We start from the raw sequence: 22,754 nt of genomic DNA on the forward strand, positions 1-22,754 counted from the left end.
AAAATAAAAATTATAAGTTGTTTAGGATAGGGAAATGACCAAGCTACCATACCTTGCGTTGCTATTTTGCTCGCAATCACTTTTAGCCACAGAAAATACTGCACATTATAACCAATATGGTGATGCGACACTTTTAAATTCGCAACAGATTAATTACGACAAAACTTATTTTACTAGCCGCGATAAAAACAATTCGCAAGCAGATTTAGACAGTGCTTCTGGGATTAACTTATCCAATACCACTGTAGATGAAAGCTTAGATTTAACATCTGTATTTCGTCGTTACTCTTTGGGTAATTCAACAGGTCTAAATGGCCTTTATTCTGTAGACTTGCTCGGTAACGGTAATAAGCACATTATCTCGGTGCAACAAAACGATTTTAATATTATTGAGTATAAAGATAATCAATATTCAGTCGTTGAAGGTTTCGATTCTCAGGATTACATCACTGATAGTACATTGTTAAAAAGCATTGCCGATGATACTTATTATCTAATACTTATGACGAGCAATCAGATAGTAAAAATTAATTTACTAACAATGAAAGTCGAAAGTACAAAGGAGGTATTTTCTAGCCAATCAGTTATGGCAAGAGATATTAATAACGACGGTCAGAATGAGCTTATTGCTATTGCTAATAGCCAGATTTTAATACTAGACCAGTCAGATCTTTCTGTTATTTCCCAACTTGAGTATTACGGTAACAAATTTGTTGTTGGTTCGTTTACCGAACAAAATGTTCATGAATTAATGCTTGAAGATGGCAAGTTGTATCGTATCTCTGAAAATACAATAGATTATACAAAAACATTGAGCACGCAACTAACAGGTATCCATTTACAAAGTGTTGATACTAACCAAGATGGTTTAGATGAAGTAATCAATGGGAATGGTTGGTATTCGATTGAATTAATTAGCCCAAATACAGACAGTGTCATGTGGACAGCTAATAGCGAATTAGACATTTCAAGAATTATAGTCGCAGATATTAATAATGATGGTGCTCAAGACCTAGTATATGGCGATGGTCAATGGGGGCAAATCCATGCTCTATCTTTAAGTACTGGTCAGGAGTTTTGGCAGATCAATAACCCTGAACACAGTGTTTCAAGTATTTTAGTAGACGATTTTAATCTTGATGGTAAAACAGATATTGCGTGGGGAGCTGGTTATACGTCTTCAGGTGATGATGGGTTTCATATTCATACTGTAGAAGATAAGTCTAATCAATGGTCGCAAACGATCTTTAGTTACTCGCAGTTTTTATTAGGTCTTGCAGATATTGACGGTAAAGGTGGAATTGATGTCGTTTTTTCTGAAAATGGTACAAATGAACTTCAAGTTGTTGATATCGAAACAAACGAGCAATTACTATCCAGTGTCGATTTAACCGATGGCTGGAATGACTACCAGTATGTGATTGCTGCTGATTTATTCAATGATGATAAAAACTATTTAATCGTTGCAGGATCAAAATCTTACAAAGGAAACATACAAGTATTTTCCCCAGATAATGGAAACTTACTGTATACAGTACCTTTTGAAAGTGGCGACCAAATTTCAACGATTGAAGTCTATGATATTAACCAAGATGGTTTATTAGAGCTAATTGTTGGTAATGGCGCATCGCACACCGGAAGTGAAGGCTCTTATATACGAGTTTTTAACGGACAAACCGGTGAACTTATTAAGCGCTCACCTCGTTTACAGGACTTTTGGGGTGGGGTTTCTGGCATAGTCACAGGTATAGATACACAACAAAGCAGTAAAGAGTTATTTGCTTTAACAGGTAACCAATTAGTTAAATATAACTACACTGATAATAGTGTAACTAATTACTCTTTAAACGACTATTTTAAGTCGCTAGAGGGGGTTGTTATCAATGGTGAAAAAGCACTATATTCTGCCAATCAATATGGCCTTTTATTCTCTTTGACGGAAACTGGAGAAAAGTCTGAAGTTGCTAAATTATGTGACAATTCATTAAACAATATAGTATCTACACGTGCAGGCTTCATCTTATTTAGTTGTGAAGATAAGTTTGGAGAGTACGATTTAAATAATAATGAACTGCTTTATGAAGTAGCGCGTGCAAATCAACGCAGCTCTATAGTAAGTGCAACTTATAATGGAGTGGACTATTCATTGCTATCAGGAAAATCTATAGAAGTTTTCTCGAATGAAGCCCCAGCCCCTTTAGCTAAACCGCAAGATAGCGAGGTAACATCCCATGTGCTTTCGCCGCTCGAAGTTAACCTTAATTTGAGTGATATTGACTTTGTGGTTTTTGAAAATAGTCCTAGCCTTGGTCAGTTGACGTTTATTGACCGTCAAACAGGACAGTTCACATATACGCCTAACGGCACTGTAGGTGTTGATGAATTAGCGTTTTATACAGTAAAAGGCCGTTCACGTTCTGAGCTTGCAAAGTTTACAGCTACGCTAACTAATCAGTCGCCAGTAGTTGAGAATTCTACGATCACAACGCACTGGAATACACCTTTGATTCTTAATTTGCCTGCCTCAGATGCAGATGATGAGCCACTTATTTTCACTGTAAAAAATGAGCCTCAACATGGTCAAATTGAATTACTTGATCAAAATACGGGTGAAATAAAATACACGCCGAGTGGTGAATCTTTACAGCCTGTTTCAATTACTTTTACCGCGAAAGACTCGCTTGAAGAGACTGCGCTTGCCAATGTTGTTGTTGAATTAACAAATACAACACCGACGGCTACAGATTTAAGTTATGAAACATATTACTCAACGGTAGTTAATGGTCGTTTTATTGGTAATGACGAAGATAGTGATAAGTTAGAATTTGAACTAGTAACGAGCCCAAGCTCTGGTGAGCTTAGTTTTGATAAAGATACTGGATTATTTGTATACGAACCGACAGGGGAATCTTCTTACTCAGTAAACTTTAGTTATCGAGCAAAAGATAGATTTGCTTCATCAGATACTAAAACAGTAGTTATAAACATTGTTGGTAAAGCAGATAATTCAGGATCAAGCTCTGATTCCAACTCAGACTCAGGCGGTAGTCTTTACTACTTAATGTCTTTATTACTTGCTTTGGTTGCCTGTAGACGTAAATTTAAAGTATAAACAAGTACTTTTTAAGTACTTAAATTGTAAGGTGCTGTACCAATGAGGTTGGTGCAGCATTTTTTTAGTTGGTTTCATAAAAAAAGCCTCCGTTAGGAGGCTTTGGGTTAGGTTCATCACCTACAACAACATAACGGGTTAGAAGGTTCCGCGAATACCTACGAAGTATTGGCGACCTGTAAAGTTGGTTGTCGCAATGATTGATTCGTCGTTATTGAAGTAACGGTCGAAACGCTCATTGGTTAAGTTGGTCACATTAAAGGTCAATGAGTAGTTGTCATTGATTTTATAAGACGTACTTAAATCAAGCTGTTGGTAGTCGTTTACATGACGAGGACCAGCGAAGAAACCGAACGAAGGTTCTAGTAAGTACTTCTCACGATAGTTGTAAGATAAACGTACTGATGCTGGGCCTTTTTCATAGTAACCAACTAGGTTATATACATTTTTAGACAAGCCAGTGTAGCTGAATGTTTGACCTTCAAAACCATCACCAAAATCAGTGTCACTGTCTGTGTAAGTATAGTTTGCTAGCATACCTAAGCCATCGAATGGCGCTGGTAAGAAATCAAAAGCAGTTTGGAAGCTAAGCTCTGCACCATTGATTGTTGCCGATGCCGCATTACGTGGACGGTCTACCGATGCCCAGTCAATTCCGGCAATTGTTTCTGGTGAACTTGAGTTAAATACAAAGCCATCAATGTCTTTTTGGAACAAAGCAACACTTGCTAAACCTGTATCGTTGAAATACCACTCAAGTGATAGGTCGAGTGAATCAGACTCAAATGGTTCAAGCGCCGGGTTACCCGCAGAGCCTGTCAGTGTGGTGGTGCTAAAAGTAAAGCGTGGCGATAACTGCGAAAGTGTAGGGCGCGTTACTGTTTTGCTAGCCCCAAAGCGTAAGTACACTTCGTCAGTTAGCTCTGCATTTAAGCTTAAGCTTGGTAACACATTGGTGTAGCTACTGCCTGTTGAGCTAGTTTCACCAACTACGTCGTAATCACCGGCACTGCGAATGATGATTTCAACTGGTAATGCACCTGTAGCTTCAACATCGGTTGTTACTGCACGTACACCTACATTACCTTTTACTGGAATGTCGGCTACATCAAAAGCCATGTTCGCTTTAACGTATGCTGCAGCAATATCTTCTTCAACTTTGAATGAGCTAATGCTATCAAACTGTTGCTCAACACCGTATTTATTGTGGAAGTCAGTTGGATCACCAATCACAAAGCTGCGGATAACATTGGCGTTTGGTGCTTCACCTAAGAAATCATCAACAGGGAAATCAAGCAAGTTAATCTCTGATGTAGGTAGTACATCAGGTACTCCATTTGAGCCTGTAAAGCTGTTACCTACATAGGCTTTGATTTCTTTTGAACGTTGTGTGTAACGTACACCTGTTTCTAGGCTTGTGAAGTACTCATTGTCTAAGAAGTACTTAGCATCAACTGCAAAAGACAGTGATGTATCTTTTACGTCACGTGCATTTGAATTACCAAACGCTACACGGTAGTTATCTGGGTCGTTTAAGTCAGTACCAGTAACATAAAGGTCAGGAATACCATTATCTGGATTACGCGCATCATACACTACGTCAGCAAATGCTTGTAATAGCACGCTTTTAAGGTCACGTGTTTGCTCACCTTTAGAGTAACCAATATCAAAATCAAGTTCCCAATCATCATTAGGTGCCCAATTTACATGAGTACCTAATGCTAGCGTATCTGACTCAATCTTAGTTAACTCGGATACACTACGGAACTGGGTTTGCGGTGCAACGGCATAAACCAGGTTATCGTTTTCTACCACAGCTTCGGTTACGAGGAATGGGAAAATACCGCCTACACCACGACCGTTTGGGTCGTTTAAGTCGGCTGCAACCCAAAGGCTAGGATCTTGTGGGCCACGGAATTGGAAACGAGCAGGTAACTGTAGTGCTGTTTCATCTACATCGAATGTTGCATATAAGCCATCAAAAGTGATGTTTAACTCATCGCTAGGTTGAAACTCGATAACAGCATTTAAGCCAGTACGAGTGCGCTCATCACCATAGTATTGAGTAAGCGGTTCGATAGGGTAAAGAGAGTTAGGGTAATCGATACTGCCATCATCTGTACCACCAGGAATGGTTGCAAGGTCAGGGCGAATTTCAACACCATCGCCAGTGCCTGGGCCAAAGTTTACATTACCCCAAGAGAAATATTCGTCTTCACGGGTTTGTCGCTCTGAGTAGGTTACGCCTACCAGTACGCCGAGTTTTTCATCGTCTGATTTCCAGTTCACAATGCCAGAAATACGCGGGTCGGTAGAATCTGGCAGCTCACTGTAAACACCTTCAGCTGACCAAGCACCAGAAAAGCCAACTTCATCTGCATCAAGCGGTTTACGGGTTTTAATGTCTGCATTACCACCAATACCGCCTTCGAGTTGATCCGCTGAAACTGTTTTATAAACATCTAGCTGACCAATTAGCTCTGAAGGCAGCACATCTAAAGAAAACTGACGGCCAATACTACGACCAGATGCCAAAGAGCGGCCATTTAAGGTAACTTGGGTAAAATCAACAGGTAAGCCACGAATTTGTACATATTGACCACCTAGTCGACCATCGGTACTGCCATTAGTCCCCCCATTTGGACTACCGCGAGGGCGGTCAATTGAAATACCTGGAACACGTTGCAAAGACTGCGCGACGTTTTCATCAGGGAATTTACCCATATCTTCAGCTGCAATTGAGTCAAGAATTTTGTCGGAGCCACGCTTGGTTGCGATAGCTTCTTTCAAACTCAGTCTCACACCGCTGACAGCGATTACTTCAATATCATCTTGTGCAACATCCTTAGCTGTACTTTGTTCCTCTGCCATTGCTGTGCTGCCCATCAGGGATAAAGCAACAGACAAGGCTATTTGGCTTTTGGTGAATTTCATCATATTGACCCCCATCGCTCTCGGCGAATTATTCTCGTGAATGTTCAAATGTCCATTCAGTGATATATAAAGACTAAAAATCCGTCAACGCGCTTTGCTGACTGCGTTGGCTAGGTTTCTTAGTTAAAATTTCGCCAAGAATGATGTTTTATAAATGAAACAAAATAGTTGAATTTGTGTTAATGATTATTTTCGGAAAATTCCTAAAATAGTATTAGTAGGAGGGGGCATTCACCAAAAGAATTGCGCATACCAAAAGACCAGTATATTGCTTGGATATTTGTATGAGTGGAAAGTCATAAGAAAAGCACCATGGTCTAGGCCTCTTCGTCAAAACCCATTTTCTGTGAAATATGAAGTGAGGTTTCTTTTAACTTATTTATCACATGTTCAAAATCGGCATTACGAGACTCGTCACGGTACATAAGAATTGAAGTGAGTAGTACAGCGACGGCATTATGATAATAATCGAAAATGGGTACACCAATATCATATACGCCAGCCAGAACAGGGCTTGGCATGGCTTCATGACCTTGTTCTTTTACGCGCAGCCAAATATTTCGCAGTGCCATTAAATCAAGAGACAAGTCAGGGTGATTTTCTTGGTATGCTTTGAGCATTCGTTCACGATTGTCGTACGATGCAAATGCTAATAGCACATGTCCTGCACAGTTATCGGTAAGGGGGCCTCTTCCTCCAACGGGTAGGGTTAGGCAGTTACTGTTGGTATCATAATCTTGGTGAGACAAGATTAATCCACCACCGTCTGAATACACCACTAAGTGGCAAGATTGTTGAATTTCACTACACAATTCTTGGATGATAGGAAAGGCAACATTATTTAGGTGGTGAACTGGCGCGTAGCGGTGAGTAAGCCGATAAAGCTTGAGTGAGAGCCTATAAACGCGTTCAGTTTGAAAAAACTCAAGGTAGTGGAGATCATTTAGAACCGCCACCATACGAAAAATTTCAGCTTTTGATTTCCCTAATGAGTCAGAAATTTGTGTCAGATTTAACCCTTCCGGGGTTCTTGCGAGTAATTCTATAATCGCCATGCCTTTCTCAAGAGCGGGCGCTTTGTATTTAGTTTCTTTCTCTGTCATCGGGTACTTCTAATTACTTATTCTTAGATTAAAACCTTATACATAAGTGTAGTCTCAAAGAGCGCTTATGCACTGAAATATCACCTGAATTTGGTAATAAAGTAGCTTGTATATCCCAACTGTTTTGTTTTGGTCAATAAAGGTTTTCTGATTTTTATTTGAAAATTAAGTAGTTGAATTTATTTTTGAACAATGATTCACGTAAAGTTTTTGTTACCAAAGTGAGTGAATATAGCGCCTCTCGGTAATAAAGATTATTTAACGTACAGCTAACTAGAACCTTTATTAATTGAAGATTGTTTTGTATGTAAAACCCATGTTGAGCCGAATTTCATAAAAAAAATCCCATTCACAAAGCGCAGACAAGTGATTGACTGTTCAAGTGCAAGGTAACTAACTTGAGTTATTAACGTACCTTGTAGGAATAAAATTGTGAAAGTAGGAATTTGTGGTTTAGGCGACCGATTAAGTTATGTTGCCAAAGTGATGCATGAGCTTATTCCAAATTTTTATTTGGTGGCTTATGCCGACCCTGAATCTGTAAAAGTTGAGTATATGCAGTCGCATGGTATCTCGATGCGTCATTATGATGAGCTAGCAGATATGTTGCAAAATGAGCAGCTTGATATGCTGATGATTGGCTCTCCAAATCATATGCATTTAGAGCACTTACGCCTTGGCATTGAAGCAGGATTACTCATTTTTGCAGAGAAACCTATTGTTATGTCTGAGCAGCAGACCTACGACGTGCTTGAGCTTATCGCTAAACATAATGCCTTCGATAAAATTTTAGTGGGTATGGTGCTTCGCTATGCGCCTTTGTATAAAGATTTGGTCGCAGCCTTATCATCTAAATTACTGGGTGAAATCACCAGTATTGAGGCATCAGAGCATATTCCGCCAGAGCATGGTGCGTTTTTTATGCGAGATTGGCGCAGACATCAGGGGCTTTCGGGCGGCTTCTTATTAGAAAAATGCTGTCACGACTTAGATCTTTATCAGGGCATAGTGAAAAGTCGCCCAACTAAACTTGCCAGCTTTGGCGGACGAAGAACCTTTACGGCAGAGAACAAACACTTAGGCAAGCACTCTGTTTACCATCAGCGTAAGTCACGCTGGAATGGCATAGATGAAGTGTTTGATAATGACTCTGAGCTGGTGGATCACCAAACTGCACTTATTCAATATGAAAATGGCATAAATCTGAGTTTTCATACTAACTTAAATGTACCGAACGATTACAGGCACTTTAGTGTATTTGGCACACTGGGCATGGCTGAAGGTGATTTTGTGCGTAACTATTTCAAAGTGCATGACTGCATTACCTCAGGCGCTTTGATTGATAAAACCTACTTACACGATGATTCTATTTCGATGCACTACGGTGCAGAAGAAGAAATGGCCGCAGATTGGATAGCCTATTTTGAAAAGGGAACTCCTTTACCGGTATCCATTGTTGACGCTTTGCAAGCGGGGCTCACCGCCATCAAGTTAGATGAAGCTAGGCAAACAAGTTCGATTATCGATATGACAGAAACATGGAAAAAATTTGATAGCTACCTAAATAAAAATTAAAACACATCGGGGGATTCACATGGTCTTAATTGATTGGTTAATAGTTGCATTTTATGTAGTAGCAGCGGTTGTTATTGGGATGCTCTTTACAAAAAAGGCCAGTGAAAGTACGGCTGATTTTTTTGTTGCTGGGCGTTCCTTACCTTGGTATATCGCGGGCACATCCATGGTGGCCACCACTTTTTCGTCTGACACACCTTTGTTTGTAGCAGGTGCCGTGCGTGAGCAGGGTATCTATGCAAACTGGATATGGTGGGTCAGTGTTATTGGCGTGATAATTTCGGTGTTCTTCTTTGCTAATTTGTGGCGAAGATCAAAAGCGCTCACCGAAATTGAGCTTATTTCTCAACGTTATGATAAGAGTAAAGCCACTGATTTTTTACGAATATTCAAAGCAATTTTTGATGGCGTGTTTGTTAACTGTATTATCATTGCCTCGGTTACTCTCGCTATGTCTAAAATCATTGTGGTGATTTTAGGCCTTTCGGCTGAGCCCTTGTTCGAAATCCCTCTGTTTGGCCCAATCACTGCGACTACGCTTATTTTGATTGTTCTTGCTATTGCTGCAGTTGTGTATACCGCCATGTCAGGTTTATATGGTGTTGTTTATACCGATTTAATCCAATTTGCATTAGCAATCGTAGGCTCTGTGGTTTTAGCTATTATCGTTTATGTAGATTTACAAGATCACGGTGGCATCGTTGCTGCGGTTGAAGCATCTCCTGGGTTTAATAGTGATACACTCAAAATGATCCCCGACTTTGAATGGGATCTAAAAACTGCGACTTTTGTTATTTTAGTGTGTATTGGTTGGCTGAATTACGCGCCTGGGTTTGGCTTTTTCTTACAGCGTACACTTGCAGCTCGCAGTGAGAAAGATGCCATGTTGAGCTTATATTGGTTTGCTTTTTGCCATCTCGTATTAAGAAGTTGGCCTTGGATTATCGTGGGTGTTGCCTCTTTGGTTTACTTTCCATCGTTGGTAGATGCAGAGCAATCATACCCAATGATGATAGATGAATTCTTACCAGTTGGTTTAAAAGGCATTATGGTCGCCTCTTTACTTGCTGCTTTTATGAGTACGCTCGATACTCAACTTAACTGGGGGTCGTCTTATTTAGTCAATGATGTATATGAGCCTTATTTAGTTAAAGGCCGTGAGAAAGCCCATTACATTAAGGCTGCTCGGATCAGCATGTTAGCCCTTACTTTGGTTGCTCTGATTGTAACGACTCAACTTGAAAGTATTCTAGGCGCTTATGAATATATCACAGTTATCATCATTCCAATCTCTGTTGTACTTATCGCTCGCTGGTATTGGTGGCGAATAAATGTGTGGTCAGAAATTAGCGCGCTTATTACTGCCGTTATCGTTGGAAATGCCATGATATATATCCTACCTGATGAAGGAGAGGCTAAGTGGTTCGCAGTGCGTATGCTAATAACGACAATAATAACCTTGGTTGTGTGCTTAGTTGTTACCTTAATAACCTCAAGTAAAACCCCAAGCTCAAAAACCATTGAGTTTTATAGTCGCTTAAAAATTCACGGTCGCGGCTGGAAAAAAGTCAGAGATCTAACTGGCATTGAACCAATCGCTGCGGGAATTAAAGATAACGCGATTGCCTGTGTTGCGAGTATTGCATTTATTTACTCGCTACTGCTCGGTATTGGTAATGCCTTATTTGAAGATTGGCAAACCTTTGGCTATTACTTAATTGTGATTGTGGCCTCTGGTTGGGTTGTAAAGCGTAAAATGCCAAAAGTGATAGCCTCATTAAGGCAAGAAGTATAACAATTTAAACTCCTAGTTGTGTCGCAAGCCATACGTTGTTTTTAAATAAGCATCGTATGGCTTTTTTATTAACATTTTTTAATTGGTAAATAAGAAAATTCATATTGATAAGAATGTTTTATTTTTAAAATGCCAATAATTTTAAAGCGTTAAATATGAAACGAATGAGCGGTAGTTGCTTGTTTTTGTGTAATTTTATTGTTGCTTGTTTGTAAATTTAATAAGCTCATTACATTCCTTATTTTCATGTGGTTTATTTGCTATGAATAGTAAAATCCATAAAATTCTATCTGGCGTTGCCTTAGCAAGTAGTATTAATGTGGGTGCTGCAGAGTTACCTAAAGAAGTTAAATGGATGCAAGATGCCAAGTGGGGGATTAGTCATCACTATCTTGCTGGTGGCACTATGGATAATGCGTGGTACCAAATTACAGACTATAACGAGTGGAACAACTACGTTAATGGTTTTGATGTCAACGATTATGCAGATAAAGCGGCCAAGCTTGGTTATCGTTATGTAATTTTTACCATTACCCAAAACCGTGGTTACTTATCTACGACCAGTGATATTTACGATTTACACTCACCTGCATGTCCGAGTAAACAGATTGCACCGGGTTGTATCACACAAGTTAATTCTAATCAGGCTGATTACACGCCAACCCGTGACCTTGTTCTAGATATGGCGCTGGCGCTTAAAGCAAAAGGCATCAAGCTAATTGCATATCTACCTTCACATTTAGGTGATAGATGGACGGGCAAAAAAGTGAAAGCGCCATATCCAGACTGGTTTATAAATGGTTTTGTGAGTGAACGAGCACAAACTTGGGGTGATAATATTGCCGGTTGGTGGTTCGATGGTTGGTATCAAGCAGATGAATCGCAGCAAGAACTCGCGGCTAATAATGACTACCCAGTGGCTGATCAGCTAGCGAAATCAGTGCGTAGTGGCAATCCTAATGCCGTGATCACCATTAGTGATGGTTTTGAGTACAGCTTTATTCCTAACGATCCACAAAGTAATTACACCCAAGGTGAGCATAATGAGCTACCGCCTATTCCAAAATCAGGTGAAGTAACCACGGCGCTCGGTACAAAAGTACAGTGGCATGGCTTTACGTATACCTCGCAAGAAGATCCATTATTTGGTGGCTGGGGACAAGTTAAGCGCAGCTTAAAATACAGTAATAATGAGGTAGCAAGCCGAGTAAAAGACATTGCAAGGGCTGGGGGCGTCACAACTTTAGATGTGGCTATTAATCCAAATGGTAGTTGGTTAGTTGACCGCTTAGTGCAAATTCAAACGGTAGGAAACACGGTTGGTACAACATCTGACACCACTTATTCAGGCTTAGAGCTTGTAAACGATGATGATCCTCGAATTCAGTATAGCGAAAATGGCAACTGGGTGAGATCTGAGCAAACAAATACTGGCGAATATAAGCAAGATTTGCATATGACTACTGTCAATGGTGCGTCGTTTAGTTATGACTTTAGTGGTTCGAGTATTGTCTTTGCGACTTCAAAAGACATTAACCATGGTGACGTTGAAGTTATCTTAGATGGAAAATCACAAGGCATATACTCTATTTTTGATGGTAACAACTACCGCCAAGTTCAAAGTATTGTGTTTGAAAAACATGATTTAGTAGCTGGAGCGCATACCTTAACGGTTAAAAAAGTATCGGGAGATGTTATGCCTGTTGATGTAGTGCTTTCGAAAAAAGCAAAGAAAATATATAAAGCCAAATCGCTGTAGCGATACCTAAATCAAGGGTGGATGGGGATCCCCCTTTTTATTCAAGCAAGTTTAAGGTTTAAGCCTTAAGCTTGCTGCTCTTCTTTAAGTACATTATGAGTAAATCTATTTTTTAATCTTAGCATTGAATCTTCGCCATCTTATTACTTGTCCTTACATTTCTTTTCACTGTCTGTTAAAAATAATGTTATATTTGTGTTCTTACTTAAAAGTAATAAAATAATACAAATTAAAATTTAACGATCAGGTTTCAAGATGACATTACAAACAAATAGTCCGTTAGTAGAGCAGCGTGCCGATCCGTTTGTGCATAAGCACAGCGATGGTTTTTATTATTTTACCGGTTCTGTACCAACTTATGATCGCATTGAACTTCGTAAGTCTGCGACATTAGAGGGCTTAAAGGACGCTGAAACCTTTGATATTTGGTTTAAACATGACAGCGGCCCAATGAGTCGCCATATCTGGGCACCTGAAATTCATTACCTTGATGGCAAATGGTATATCTACTTTGCTGCCAGTGAAGAAGATGATATTTGGGCATTACGCCCGTATGTGCTTGAGTGTAAAGGCCAAGATCCGCTAAATGATGAGTGGGTTGAGCTTGGCATGATGCAAGCGGCTGAGGGCGATGAAAAGTCGTTTACTGATTTTTCTTTAGATGCCACCATTTTTGAAAATAACGGTAAGCGTTACTTCTGCTGGGCAGAGAAAACCGGCGGTCAATTTGCTGCATCAAACCTGTATTTAGCTGAGATGGAATCTCCAATTAAGTTAAAAACAGCGCAGTTTATGCTGACTACACCTGATTACGATTGGGAACGTGTCGACTTTTGGGTAAATGAAGGCCCGGCAGTACTTAAAAATAACGGTAAAATCTTTATTGCTTTCTCTGCAAGCGCAACAGGTGCATGTTACTGCATGGGTTATATGGAAGCCGATGAAAACAGCGATTTACTTGATCGTAATTCGTGGACTAAAACACGTATGCCTGTGCTTGAAACAAGTGTTGAAAAGAACATTTTCGGCCCAGGTCATAACTGTTTTACAGTAGCTGAAGATGGTGAAACACCGCTGTGTATTTACCATGCTCGTGACTATGAGCACGCAGTTGGTGAGCCAAGTGTGGTGCCAAAAACAGACACCCGTCCACTTGAAGAGATTGTAAAAGATCCGCTTTACGATCCAAACCGCCATGCTCGAGTTATGGAAGTGAAATACGACGAAAATGGTCGTCCGCTATTTGAGCTATACTAATTTTATAGTGACGTAAATTAAGTTCATAAAGCCACCAACTCAGGTGGCTTTATTGTATGAGAGTTAGTTAGCCAGCAATCGCAGGGTACCAGTTTGCCAAAGTCACGCCAAATAAGCCGATTAAGAACACGATTGATATTAGCGTCATTAAACATGCAGTGCCGATAGTGATAAACGTAATATTTGTACGAGCTGCATAGCGGACAAGTTCGGCTATTAAAAGTGGTACTAAGTAAGAGCAAAGACTAACCGCAAGCACGGCTGGACCTGTGAATGTAGCCGTATCAACGCCTAAAGTGCCAAAAACTAAAAACCAGGCAAATATCAGTAACCTAAAAAATAACACACCATTAGCCGCAAGATATAGGCGTATAGCCCACCTTTGATGAGCATTGAAGTTACGAGCCCGCGCTGTTTTCACTGCAAATATACTTGATACGATAACCACTAAGCCGCCAAACATTGTCAGTGCATGCATCAGTGTATTACCAACCGTTCCTCTAACTATCATTAAATACATGCCAGCACATGAAATACAGCAAGCTAAAACAACAAATACACGGCCATTGTAGCGATGGAATGCTCTGTATTTTGCCCTCAGTTTTTCAATGAGTTGTAAGCTTCCGCCAAGGATCATCACTACCGCAAATAATACATGCACTGCATACATCAAATTCCCTGTGGCATCATTTGCAACATAGGCGGTGTTATTAAGTCGGTTCCAACCCGATAGACCTGTAGTTAACCCTGTCATTCCATAACCAAGAATGAGATAAACTACAAAGCAAATTTGCGCCATTAGCAGGCTAATAAACCAAAGCTTTTTACTGTATTCGAGCGCTTTCAAAGGTGTGAGTTTGTTATCTTTGTTAAACATCATCAATTCCATTACATTTTTCTAATACCGCTAATATAAAGGGCTAGAGCAAGGTTTCTTCTCAAATTCGAAATTTGATCAATGAAATATTGTGTTTATTTATGAGAACACGCATAGGGTTTGACATATTCACTAACAAACTCTTTTTGCTATGTTGATCTTGAAAAAGTAAACTTATCTGATTGGTAAATATTTCATCAAACTCCCAATTTAAGGTATGTAGAGTTATGCAAAATACTTCCCCTTATTACTTACTCGTTTTTGTTTGTATGGGGCTCATGCTGCTAAATGGTATGAAAAAAGAGAAGCAGCTTATTCATTATCTGTTTGCAGTATTTTGCGGTTCGCTTTGCATGGTTGGGGTGCAAAAAATCAGTGCACCAAGTATTGGTGTTTATAGTTATTTAATCGGCTTATTTACCTGCGCAACCTGTAATATGTCTTGGCTTATATCACGCACTTTGTTTCGTAAGCATAAGCCTATTTCTACGGTACATATTGCAGTGGCTGTTGCTATTGCGGGTTTAATTATGTTTAACCAAACTTGGCATTATTTGGTGAGTATTGATGTGCAAGTTTTCCCTGAGAGCCAATTCATGTGGCGTTTAAAGCAAGGTATGGCCGAAATAACGGTATTGCTATCTTCAAGTATTCTGGTGCTGTCTTTTTGGGAAGCGTTACGGGGCTATAAAGAGAAATCACAAACGCAAAAGTTGCAGGCAAGTATTTTTGCTAGTTGCTACTTTTTAGCGGTATTTAATGCCAGCATACTGCCTAAGTTTTTATTCAGTGAAAGCGAGTTTCAACAATTTGAGCCGCTTATAATTACCTCATCTGCATTGTTGATTGTATTTGCAATGCAGCTAGTAATGTTTTTGCAAAAACGTGGCCACAACAGCGTGCCTGAAGCTGTTGATAGTGCAGTGGCGAACTCTGAAAAGGTAATAAAAGCTACCCATCAGGCTGAACAATCTGAAAATAAAGAGGTAGAGCCTGAGCTTATTACTGATATAGAAGCACTGATCAATAAGCAGGTTTATTTGCAAACTAATTTGAAAATTTCTGACTTTGCACAAGCATTAGCAGTGCCTGAGTATAAGATTAGCCGCGCTATTCGCCATCATTTTAAAGCATCTAATTTTAATTTATTTATTAATCAGTACCGAGTAAAGCATGCACAAGGGCTGCTGCTTAAAGACGAAGCAAGTCATTGGAGCATTTTAAGTATTGCAATGGAAAGTGGTTTTTCTTCGCTTGCTACCTTTAACCGTGTTTTTAAAAGCATTGTTGGGGTTAACCCAAACGAGTTTCGTAAGCAGAACAACTCATTAGTTGAACAAAATATCATAGAGCTTACTGACTAGAAGTTACAGTGACTTTTGCGTTAAATGCTCAGCAATGACCTCAAACATGGTTTGCACTTCTATTGGCTTGGCTATATAGCCTTGCATTCCTGATTCTTTCGCTTTAGTTAGGTCAGCTTCCATGGTGTTGGCGGTCATGGCGATGATTGGAATATGGGCAAACTTTGATTGCTGTTTAATTTTATTCGCTGCGGTATAACCATCCATTTTTGGCATTTGGCAGTCCATCAAAATACAATCGAAAGTGCCTTTTTCTACAGCTTCAATAGCTGCTATGCCATCTTCGGCAATATCAACAATAAAGCCATTTGAGCGTAGTATTTGCGATGCAACTTGTTGGTTAAGCGGGTTGTCTTCAACTAGCAGTATTTTTGAGCCTGCAAGCTTTTTAAAGCATGTATTGTCGACTCTGGCCTCTTTTTTCGTAGCGATACCCATCACATGCTCGAGGGTTTTTAGTAAGTTTCCTTTAATAATCGGCTTTAATAATATTTCTTCAACGGTTTTATCTAGTGTACTTAGCGTGTCTTTAACTTCTTGGTTTTCAAAAGATGCGAGAATAATGGTTTTTTTAATATCGATAGAAAGCTGCTTTTTGAGGTTCTCTAAAATGTTATTTTGCTCACAGTTTAGTACGTGCCAGTCTAAAAAAATGAAGTCGTAATTATGGCTAATATCGACCTCAGATAGCTTTTCATCTAGGCAATTAATCGTCTGCACATTGATGTCTAATACTTTGAGCATGTCATGTAAAATAGTTTCAGGTTTGTCGCTTTGCTCAATAATAAGAGCACGTTTATGTTTAAAAATATCTGTGTCGTGGCAGCTTTGCATAGCCGATAACGCAAATGACACATCAAAACTAAAGCAACTTCCTTTGTTTAATTGGCTTTTAACCTCAATATGCCCACCCATTAGTTCGATGATCTTTTTACTGATAACAAGACCAAGACCCGTACCACCAAACTTACGGGTTGTAGAAACATCAGCTTGAGAAAAGGGCTTGAACACACTATTAACTTGCTCTTGTGACATGCCAATACCTTGGTCAATCACCTGAAAATTAATACAAATAGAGGTATCGGTTTTTGACTCTCTTGTCATTTTTAGCGTGACATTTTGCTGGTTCGAAAATTTAATCGCATTGCTTAGTAGATTTAATAATACTTGATTGAGTCTAAGTGCATCACCGATTAAAAACTCTGGAATGTCATCATCAATATCAAAAATGACTTCGATGTTATTTTTCTCTATTAAGCTACTGGCTAAATTAGCTAGGTTAGCGAGAAAGTCATTTAAGTTAAAATCATTGTTTTCAAGTTCAAGCTTGTTGGCCTCTATTTTAGAAAAATCGAGAATGTCATTAATAATCCCAAGCAGTGATTTGGCCGACAGTTGGATTTTCTCGACGTAATCATATTGCTTGTCGGTTAATTCAGTATCGAGGGCGAGGTGTGCCATGCCTAAAATTGCATTCATAGGGGTGCGGATTTCGTGACTCATATTCGCTAAAAACATTGATTTAGCTTGGTTGGCGGCATCGGCCATCTCTTTTGCTTTATTCAAATCTTGGGTGCGAAGGATAACTTCTTTTTCTAGATTTTCGGCGGCATGTTTTAGCGTCATATTTGCTTCATATAACTCTAAGGACTTCTGTTCTAAAAGCGCTTCGGCTTGTTTTCGAGCCTGGCGCTCTCGTTCTATTCTACGTTTGTAGAGTTCTTCATCCACATTAAGCTTCTTTTGTTAGAGTAAAAGTGGCAGATTGGTAGTTATCGTCGATCTCACTTTTAACGGTAATAACTTCATTGAAATGCTCACAGGCACCTTCAATCAAGCCCTCAGCTAAACAAGCAAATGGGTTACCTGAGCGATAAAACATTTGCATTTCGCTCTGGCTAATTCGTTTAGTTTCAAAACTTGGCAATTGTGCATCGTTGTAGAGCTTTTTAACCTCAATATGTACGTGCTGGTCAATGGTATCAAGGAATTCAAAAGTACTTTCGACACTTTCAAAGAAATGCGGAAACAAAACAAAAAAGCGCTTTAACAGATATTTACCGTAAGCATGAACCAGCTCATCAACGGGTTTGTTTATATGTTTGCTCAATGAGCTGACCAACATTATCAGCTCTGTATTATCGTAATTGCCAACACTGGTGTAAGCGCCGTTTGAAGTAAGTGAGTTTTCTTCGATGATTTTGTCAGCGACCTCATAAGAGAACTCATTTTCGACCATTTCTAAAAACTCGGTAAAGACGATACCTTTCATACAGTAGCCCAACAAAATTCAATACTAAAAGTTTAGATGTAATGAGAAATTTTACAATTTTTCACCGTTGAACTTTAGTATGGATAGAGTTTCACATTTGCTGAAAAATTAAAGCCTAGCAAGCAAACTGACCAAACAAGGTTATACTTTTTAGTACTAATGTACTTTTAATTCTGTTGGGTTTGGTATTTTATGGTGATTGGCACAAGGCTCAGAAAACGCTTACTACTTGCATTTACTGCTGCGTGCTGTGCTATTTTATTAGCGCAAACAATTATTAGGCATTTTTGGATATTGCCAACATTTGAAGCGATGACAAAACAAAATGACCGGATTGATATTCAGCGTGTGGAGTCACAGCTTCAGCAAGAGATTGATGCCCTGTCAAAAATGGTCTTCGATAGCTCAGCTTGGGATACCATGTATGAAGCTGCACAGCAACGTGATACTCAGTGGTTTAATGGTGATTATGTTATCGCTGACGCACTACAGCGGTTAGACGTAAATGGTTGGTATTTATATGATATACAGGCAAATATTATTGGCGGTGGCAGTTTTGATAGTGATTATCAGCCTTACTCACCAACGGTTTTAGAAAGCCCCAATTTGTTGATAAAAAACGACCTAATAACTTTACCTGATGATCTCGCTAATAGCGAATCTGAGTTCATTCATAAAGTCAGGTTTATTACTATAGAGAAAACACCAGCCGTGACGGTTGCTTACAATATCACTAATTCTGATGGTGCAGGTGGTTTCGTTGGTACTTTACTGCTTTGGAGCTTTATTGATGAAGGCTTTATCGAAAATCTAACGCCAGGGTTGGCAAATGATATTAGCTTTTATGGCACGGATGATGCGCCCAGATATAAAGAACACTTAACAAGAGTGTTTGGTGAAAAGAGAAGTGAAATGGAGGCGAGCCAGCATAATCAGCGGCTGTACTTAGGAGTCAATGACCAAGCAGGAAACTTACTGTTTGTGCTTTCTATTGCATCCCGTGAACGTACTTATGACCGAAGTTTGTTCGATAGCTCTTTAATCACCGGTTTATTGATCTCTGGCTCTGTATTTATTTTATTTTATTTATATATAAATCAACAGGTTTTAAGGCCACTCAGAAAGCTCTACATATTGATAAATTCAGCAATCAGAAATAACGATTTTAGCGCTCGGGATGAGTATTTTGGCAATAACGAATTGCATCAGCTCGGGCGAGGTATGAATGAGTTATTCACTCTGATAGAAAATCAACGTGCAGAAATACTAGAGCGCCACCAGAAGTTAAAACGTATCAGTAATACCGACTCAATGACGACGCTTGCCAATCGTAGGGCCTTAGATAAACATTTTGCAATGCTTGCCAGCGATACAGATTTAGCATCGCAGCCTATCTCAATGATTGTCGTCGATATCGATCATTTTAAACTCTACAATGACTATTATGGACATGATCAAGGTGACAAAGCGCTTTGTGAAGTTGCCAATCTTCTTAAATATAATACCAATCTAGACAGTCACTTTGTTGCCCGCTATGGCGGCGAAGAATTTGTAATTGTGCTCAGCAATACAGATAAGCAAGAGGCACTCAAAGTGGCTGAAACGCTACGAAACGCCGTTGCATCAGCTCACATAACTCACCAAGGCCGTGCAGACTTAAGCTATGTTACCTTATCGATAGGTGTTGCCAGTAAGGCTGCTAATGAGGCGTTTGACTCAGATAGCTTGTTTAAAATAGCAGATGACGCGCTTTATAAAGCGAAAAAGCAAGGTCGAAATTGCTGCGTTGTTGGATGATTTTTAACATCTGTTTACATAAATTAAACATAAATGAGTGCTTTTGGGTACGGATGAATTAAACTATCTCCTTAATAATGTAATTTTATATTACAAATATAATGAAGGAGATAGTCTTGAAGATTTTAAACCAAACTAAACTGTTAGCATTATGCCTACTAGCAGTTGCGTGTTTTGCTCAGAGTGCTGTTCATGCACAACAGTGTAGTGCTATGCCTGAATCTGGCACTGTATATTCCATTATTAATAGAGGCTCTGGCCTTGCACTTGATGTAAATACCAGTGATTCTAGCTCAGCCCCGAATATTATTAGCTACGAATACTGGGGTGGAAATAACCAAAAGTTTCAGCTTATTCAAGAAGCAGATGGCTATTGGATTATACGCTCTAAATTTAACAATAAAGTTCTTGATGTGTTGAACTCATCGCAATCAAATGGTGCAAATATAATTGCTTATGATGATTGGCAAGGGGCTAATCAACGTTGGTTGTTAAAAGCATCTTCATCGGGCGGCTTTAATATCGTCAATAAGTTAACTGGTAAATCTTTGACAGTTGCAGGCTCAAATAATACTGCAAATGTTTATCAAAATGATGATGCTGGGATCAGTTCACAAAGATGGTTTATTAATCCAGTAAATGGCGACTGTGGGACTACCGGAACCACTCCCAGTGACTTAATAGGCTTTGCATCTCAAGTAGGTCAAGATGGATTGAGCACAACGACCGGTGGTGGTAATAACACTGCCATCACAGTATATAGCTGTGATGATTTAAGTACTGCATTGAGTTCTGGCTCTGCTGCGGTTATTCAGGTCCCAGATAACACCGTGATTGATTGTCGAACCGCCAATAGAACGGTACCGGCTTGTCCACTTGATTGTGGTCAATGGGGAGATTACGGTAAAACGTGGTACAGAATTCCCGTTGGTAATCAAAGCTGTAGTGAGTTGGGAAGTAGCTCGAACTCAACCGTGAATGTTACCCGTAATGATAGACGTATCATTGTGCAATCAAATAAAACGCTGCAAGGGTTAGGTAAAAACTCGAAAATAATTGGTGCTAGCCTCGTTATTAGTAAGCAGCGAAATATTATTATTAAGAACATTATGCTTGAAGATATTAATCCTGCGCTTGTTGAAGCAGGTGATGCTATTTCAATAGATGATAGTAGTCATGTATGGGTTGATCACATGGCATTTAATAAAATCAGTGATGGATATATTGATGTAGACAATAGTCAAAACGTTACTTTAAGTTGGAATCGTTTTTATGGATATAACCCTCAAGTTTGCGCTAACCAGCATTGGTATACCCATTTATTTAGAAACTCTCAAATAACAGCGCATCACAATTTTTGGGATACAGCTGCAGGGCGAAACCCTAAAGTAGACGGCTATAACTCTCGTGTGCATATGTTTAATAATTACTGGAAGAACATTACTTATTTTTCAATTAGTGCGGGGAATGGCGCAGAGGTTTTAGTGGAAAATAATTACTTTGAAAATTCAGCGAAACCTCACTGGAATCAAGGCTCTGGTTATTTTAGTGCCTCAGGAAATGTTTACACTGGAAGTTCTGCAACTGATCAATATCGTGATAGCGGGGCAACAGTATTCGGTGATATTCAACTTTACCCATATCGATTAGATGATCCAAGTTCTTTGGGCATTAAAGTGAATGGTGGAACAGGTCCACAATAACTATCAATTGTGAGTTGGAAAAAGCTCAGCTATTGATTAATAGCTGAGCTTAACGCTTTAAATTGAAACCAAGCTCTGCTCAAGCATTGCTTTAATTTGCTTAACAATTTTAGCTTCTGTTTCTGGCTCAAACTGCTGGATACGTGGGGTGTGAATATGCCCTGTAGGGATGTCTGAATTAAGCTCATCACGTAGGCGAATACTACGATACGAGATTTCATTTGATAAGTAGCCGCCGCCACCGCCTTTTACTGCAATCGCACCTTCTAACTCTTTAAGTGATTTTGGCTCAAATGCTTTTTCAAGCGTGATGACTTTATGATTGTCGTTGATTGGGAATGGCCCTTTGGCTTTTTGCATCTGCTTAACTGGTAAGCTGAAAGTTACAAATTCATTGCCCGGAAGAGGGCGGTCGTTAAGGCTCGAAATTTTCGGTGCAGTTGCTGTGCCGCCATACACAATATTGGCGTTATCGGGCGCTGTTACACTACGGCGTTTACCTGGAAAGCGTTCAAGGTCAAAGTCTTTGCTGCCCATACTGATAGTGGCAATCATATCGACATTGTTAAGTGCGTAATATGGCGCAAGTAATGATTCGATAATACCTTGGTCAAAGTCTTCGTAGCGTACTGGCACCATTACCGTATTGATCTCGGCGCTAATGCCATTGTAATTAATTACTTGGCCATCAAGTAATAATGCTGCAACACCGGATGGGTTACTTTGATTAATATTTCTATCTAATAAGAATGGATCAAAACCTGTAATTAAAATGCGTTTGTCGGTTTTTTTACTGTAATCAAGGTCGGTGCGTCCACGGCTGCCATTTTCAAGCATTGTTAATAACGCGGTTTGCTCGCTGTCGGTCATTGCAAACTGGGGTTTGCTGGTACGAATAATCTTGCTTGAAAGTAAACGAGCCCAATACAGCTCTCGGTCGTCGAAGCTGTTGGTTTTAATTATACGTGCTTTGGCATCGCGCCATAATTGTTTAGCGTAATCATCAATAAGATCACTTGCTTGCTGATAACTAGCAGCCGCTTGCCACTGTTTTTCAAATTGGTTTACTTCATTAGAAAAAGCATTTAACACCTTTGGCATGGCTTTGCTGGCTTTTTCAATACGCAGTTCTTCAACAGTTAAATTGGCTGCAAATGCAGTAAATGACGAGGCAATTAAGCTGGTGGCAAGTAAAACTTTTTTCAT

Annotated in this window: 14 protein-coding genes; 8 read left to right on the top strand and 6 right to left on the bottom strand. The window is 39.5% G+C overall.

What is annotated here, in order from left to right; genetic code table 11:
• The first annotated feature begins 34 nt into the window (after positions 1 to 34).
• Complete coding sequence (locus MTF66_RS12820; protein WP_248527359.1) at positions 35 to 3,112, top strand: Ig-like domain-containing protein; 3,078 nt, start codon at positions 35 to 37, stop codon at positions 3,110 to 3,112.
• A gap of 138 nt (positions 3,113 to 3,250) precedes the next feature.
• On the opposite strand, the gene MTF66_RS12825 is transcribed toward MTF66_RS12820, so the two are convergent.
• Together MTF66_RS12825 and MTF66_RS12830 are read right to left on the bottom strand one after the other, a co-directional pair.
• Positions 3,251 to 6,049 carry a TonB-dependent receptor gene (locus MTF66_RS12825; protein ID WP_248527360.1) on the bottom strand — a complete coding sequence of 933 codons (2,799 nt, stop codon included), beginning with the start codon at positions 6,047 to 6,049 and terminating at the stop codon, positions 3,251 to 3,253.
• 314 nt (positions 6,050 to 6,363) lie between these two features.
• Positions 6,364 to 7,149, bottom strand: coding sequence for an IclR family transcriptional regulator (locus MTF66_RS12830; RefSeq protein WP_248527361.1), 786 nt, complete (start codon positions 7,147 to 7,149; stop codon positions 6,364 to 6,366).
• A 432-nt stretch (positions 7,150 to 7,581) separates the two neighbouring features.
• Between MTF66_RS12830 and MTF66_RS12835 the strand changes: the two genes are divergently transcribed.
• The 4 genes from MTF66_RS12835 to MTF66_RS12850 all read left to right on the top strand — a co-directional run bounded on the left by MTF66_RS12835 (position 7,582) and on the right by MTF66_RS12850 (position 13,535).
• Complete coding sequence (locus MTF66_RS12835) at positions 7,582 to 8,724, top strand: Gfo/Idh/MocA family protein (RefSeq protein ID WP_248527362.1); 1,143 nt, start codon at positions 7,582 to 7,584, stop codon at positions 8,722 to 8,724.
• 19 nt (positions 8,725 to 8,743) lie between these two features.
• On the top strand, positions 8,744 to 10,519 hold the full coding sequence (locus tag MTF66_RS12840) for a sodium:solute symporter family protein (protein ID WP_058585595.1): 1,776 nt from the start codon (positions 8,744 to 8,746) through the stop codon (positions 10,517 to 10,519).
• 262 nt (positions 10,520 to 10,781) lie between these two features.
• Positions 10,782 to 12,278, top strand: coding sequence for a hypothetical protein (locus MTF66_RS12845; protein ID WP_248527363.1), 1,497 nt, complete (start codon positions 10,782 to 10,784; stop codon positions 12,276 to 12,278).
• Positions 12,279 to 12,533: 255 nt separating this feature from the next.
• Positions 12,534 to 13,535, top strand: a complete 1,002-nt coding sequence (locus tag MTF66_RS12850) for a family 43 glycosylhydrolase (RefSeq protein WP_058585593.1) — start codon at positions 12,534 to 12,536, stop codon at positions 13,533 to 13,535.
• Between the two features lie 67 nt (positions 13,536 to 13,602).
• Here the strand turns inward: MTF66_RS12850 and MTF66_RS12855 are convergent, their stop codons facing one another.
• Positions 13,603 to 14,415: a DUF2306 domain-containing protein gene (locus MTF66_RS12855; RefSeq protein ID WP_248527364.1), complete on the bottom strand. Its 813-nt coding sequence runs from the start codon at positions 14,413 to 14,415 to the stop codon at positions 13,603 to 13,605.
• A gap of 224 nt (positions 14,416 to 14,639) precedes the next feature.
• Here MTF66_RS12855 and MTF66_RS12860 point away from each other — a divergent pair, with 224 nt between their 5' ends.
• Positions 14,640 to 15,776 carry an AraC family transcriptional regulator gene (locus MTF66_RS12860; protein ID WP_248527365.1) on the top strand — a complete coding sequence of 379 codons (1,137 nt, stop codon included), beginning with the start codon at positions 14,640 to 14,642 and terminating at the stop codon, positions 15,774 to 15,776.
• A 3-nt stretch (positions 15,777 to 15,779) separates the two neighbouring features.
• On the opposite strand, the gene MTF66_RS12865 is transcribed toward MTF66_RS12860, so the two are convergent.
• Positions 15,780 to 17,507, bottom strand: a complete 1,728-nt coding sequence (locus MTF66_RS12865; protein ID WP_248527366.1) for a response regulator — start codon at positions 17,505 to 17,507, stop codon at positions 15,780 to 15,782.
• Position 17,508: 1 nt separating this feature from the next.
• On the bottom strand, positions 17,509 to 18,048 hold the full coding sequence (locus MTF66_RS12870; protein ID WP_058585590.1) for a heme NO-binding domain-containing protein: 540 nt from the start codon (positions 18,046 to 18,048) through the stop codon (positions 17,509 to 17,511).
• A 192-nt stretch (positions 18,049 to 18,240) separates the two neighbouring features.
• On the opposite strand from MTF66_RS12870, the gene MTF66_RS12875 reads away from it, so the two are divergent.
• On the top strand, positions 18,241 to 19,845 hold the full coding sequence (locus tag MTF66_RS12875; RefSeq protein WP_248527367.1) for a diguanylate cyclase: 1,605 nt from the start codon (positions 18,241 to 18,243) through the stop codon (positions 19,843 to 19,845).
• Positions 19,846 to 19,961: 116 nt separating this feature from the next.
• Positions 19,962 to 21,548 carry an RICIN domain-containing protein gene (locus MTF66_RS12880; RefSeq protein WP_248527368.1) on the top strand — a complete coding sequence of 529 codons (1,587 nt, stop codon included), beginning with the start codon at positions 19,962 to 19,964 and terminating at the stop codon, positions 21,546 to 21,548.
• Between the two features lie 57 nt (positions 21,549 to 21,605).
• On the opposite strand, the gene MTF66_RS12885 is transcribed toward MTF66_RS12880, so the two are convergent.
• A complete protein-coding gene (locus tag MTF66_RS12885; protein ID WP_248527369.1) occupies positions 21,606 to 22,754 on the bottom strand; it encodes a hypothetical protein in 1,149 nt (382 codons plus the stop codon).

This window comes from Pseudoalteromonas sp. 2CM39R (genome assembly GCF_023161845.1).

What these genes read in the sequence shown, in the direction of transcription:
- MTF66_RS12860 (WP_248527365.1), top strand. Translation starts at nt 14,640, where the DNA reads ATGCAAAATACTTCCCCTTATTACTTACTCGTTTTTGTTTGTATGGGG.
- MTF66_RS12870 (WP_058585590.1), bottom strand. Translation starts at nt 18,048, where the DNA reads ATGAAAGGTATCGTCTTTACCGAGTTTTTAGAAATGGTCGAAAATGAG.
- MTF66_RS12875 (WP_248527367.1), top strand. Translation starts at nt 18,241, where the DNA reads ATGGTGATTGGCACAAGGCTCAGAAAACGCTTACTACTTGCATTTACT.
- MTF66_RS12825 (WP_248527360.1), bottom strand. Translation starts at nt 6,049, where the DNA reads ATGATGAAATTCACCAAAAGCCAAATAGCCTTGTCTGTTGCTTTATCC.
- MTF66_RS12830 (WP_248527361.1), bottom strand. Translation starts at nt 7,149, where the DNA reads ATGACAGAGAAAGAAACTAAATACAAAGCGCCCGCTCTTGAGAAAGGC.
- MTF66_RS12840 (WP_058585595.1), top strand. Translation starts at nt 8,744, where the DNA reads ATGGTCTTAATTGATTGGTTAATAGTTGCATTTTATGTAGTAGCAGCG.
- MTF66_RS12845 (WP_248527363.1), top strand. Translation starts at nt 10,782, where the DNA reads ATGAATAGTAAAATCCATAAAATTCTATCTGGCGTTGCCTTAGCAAGT.
- MTF66_RS12885 (WP_248527369.1), bottom strand. Translation starts at nt 22,754, where the DNA reads ATGAAAAAAGTTTTACTTGCCACCAGCTTAATTGCCTCGTCATTTACT.
- MTF66_RS12855 (WP_248527364.1), bottom strand. Translation starts at nt 14,415, where the DNA reads ATGATGTTTAACAAAGATAACAAACTCACACCTTTGAAAGCGCTCGAA.
- MTF66_RS12820 (WP_248527359.1), top strand. Translation starts at nt 35, where the DNA reads ATGACCAAGCTACCATACCTTGCGTTGCTATTTTGCTCGCAATCACTT.
- MTF66_RS12850 (WP_058585593.1), top strand. Translation starts at nt 12,534, where the DNA reads ATGACATTACAAACAAATAGTCCGTTAGTAGAGCAGCGTGCCGATCCG.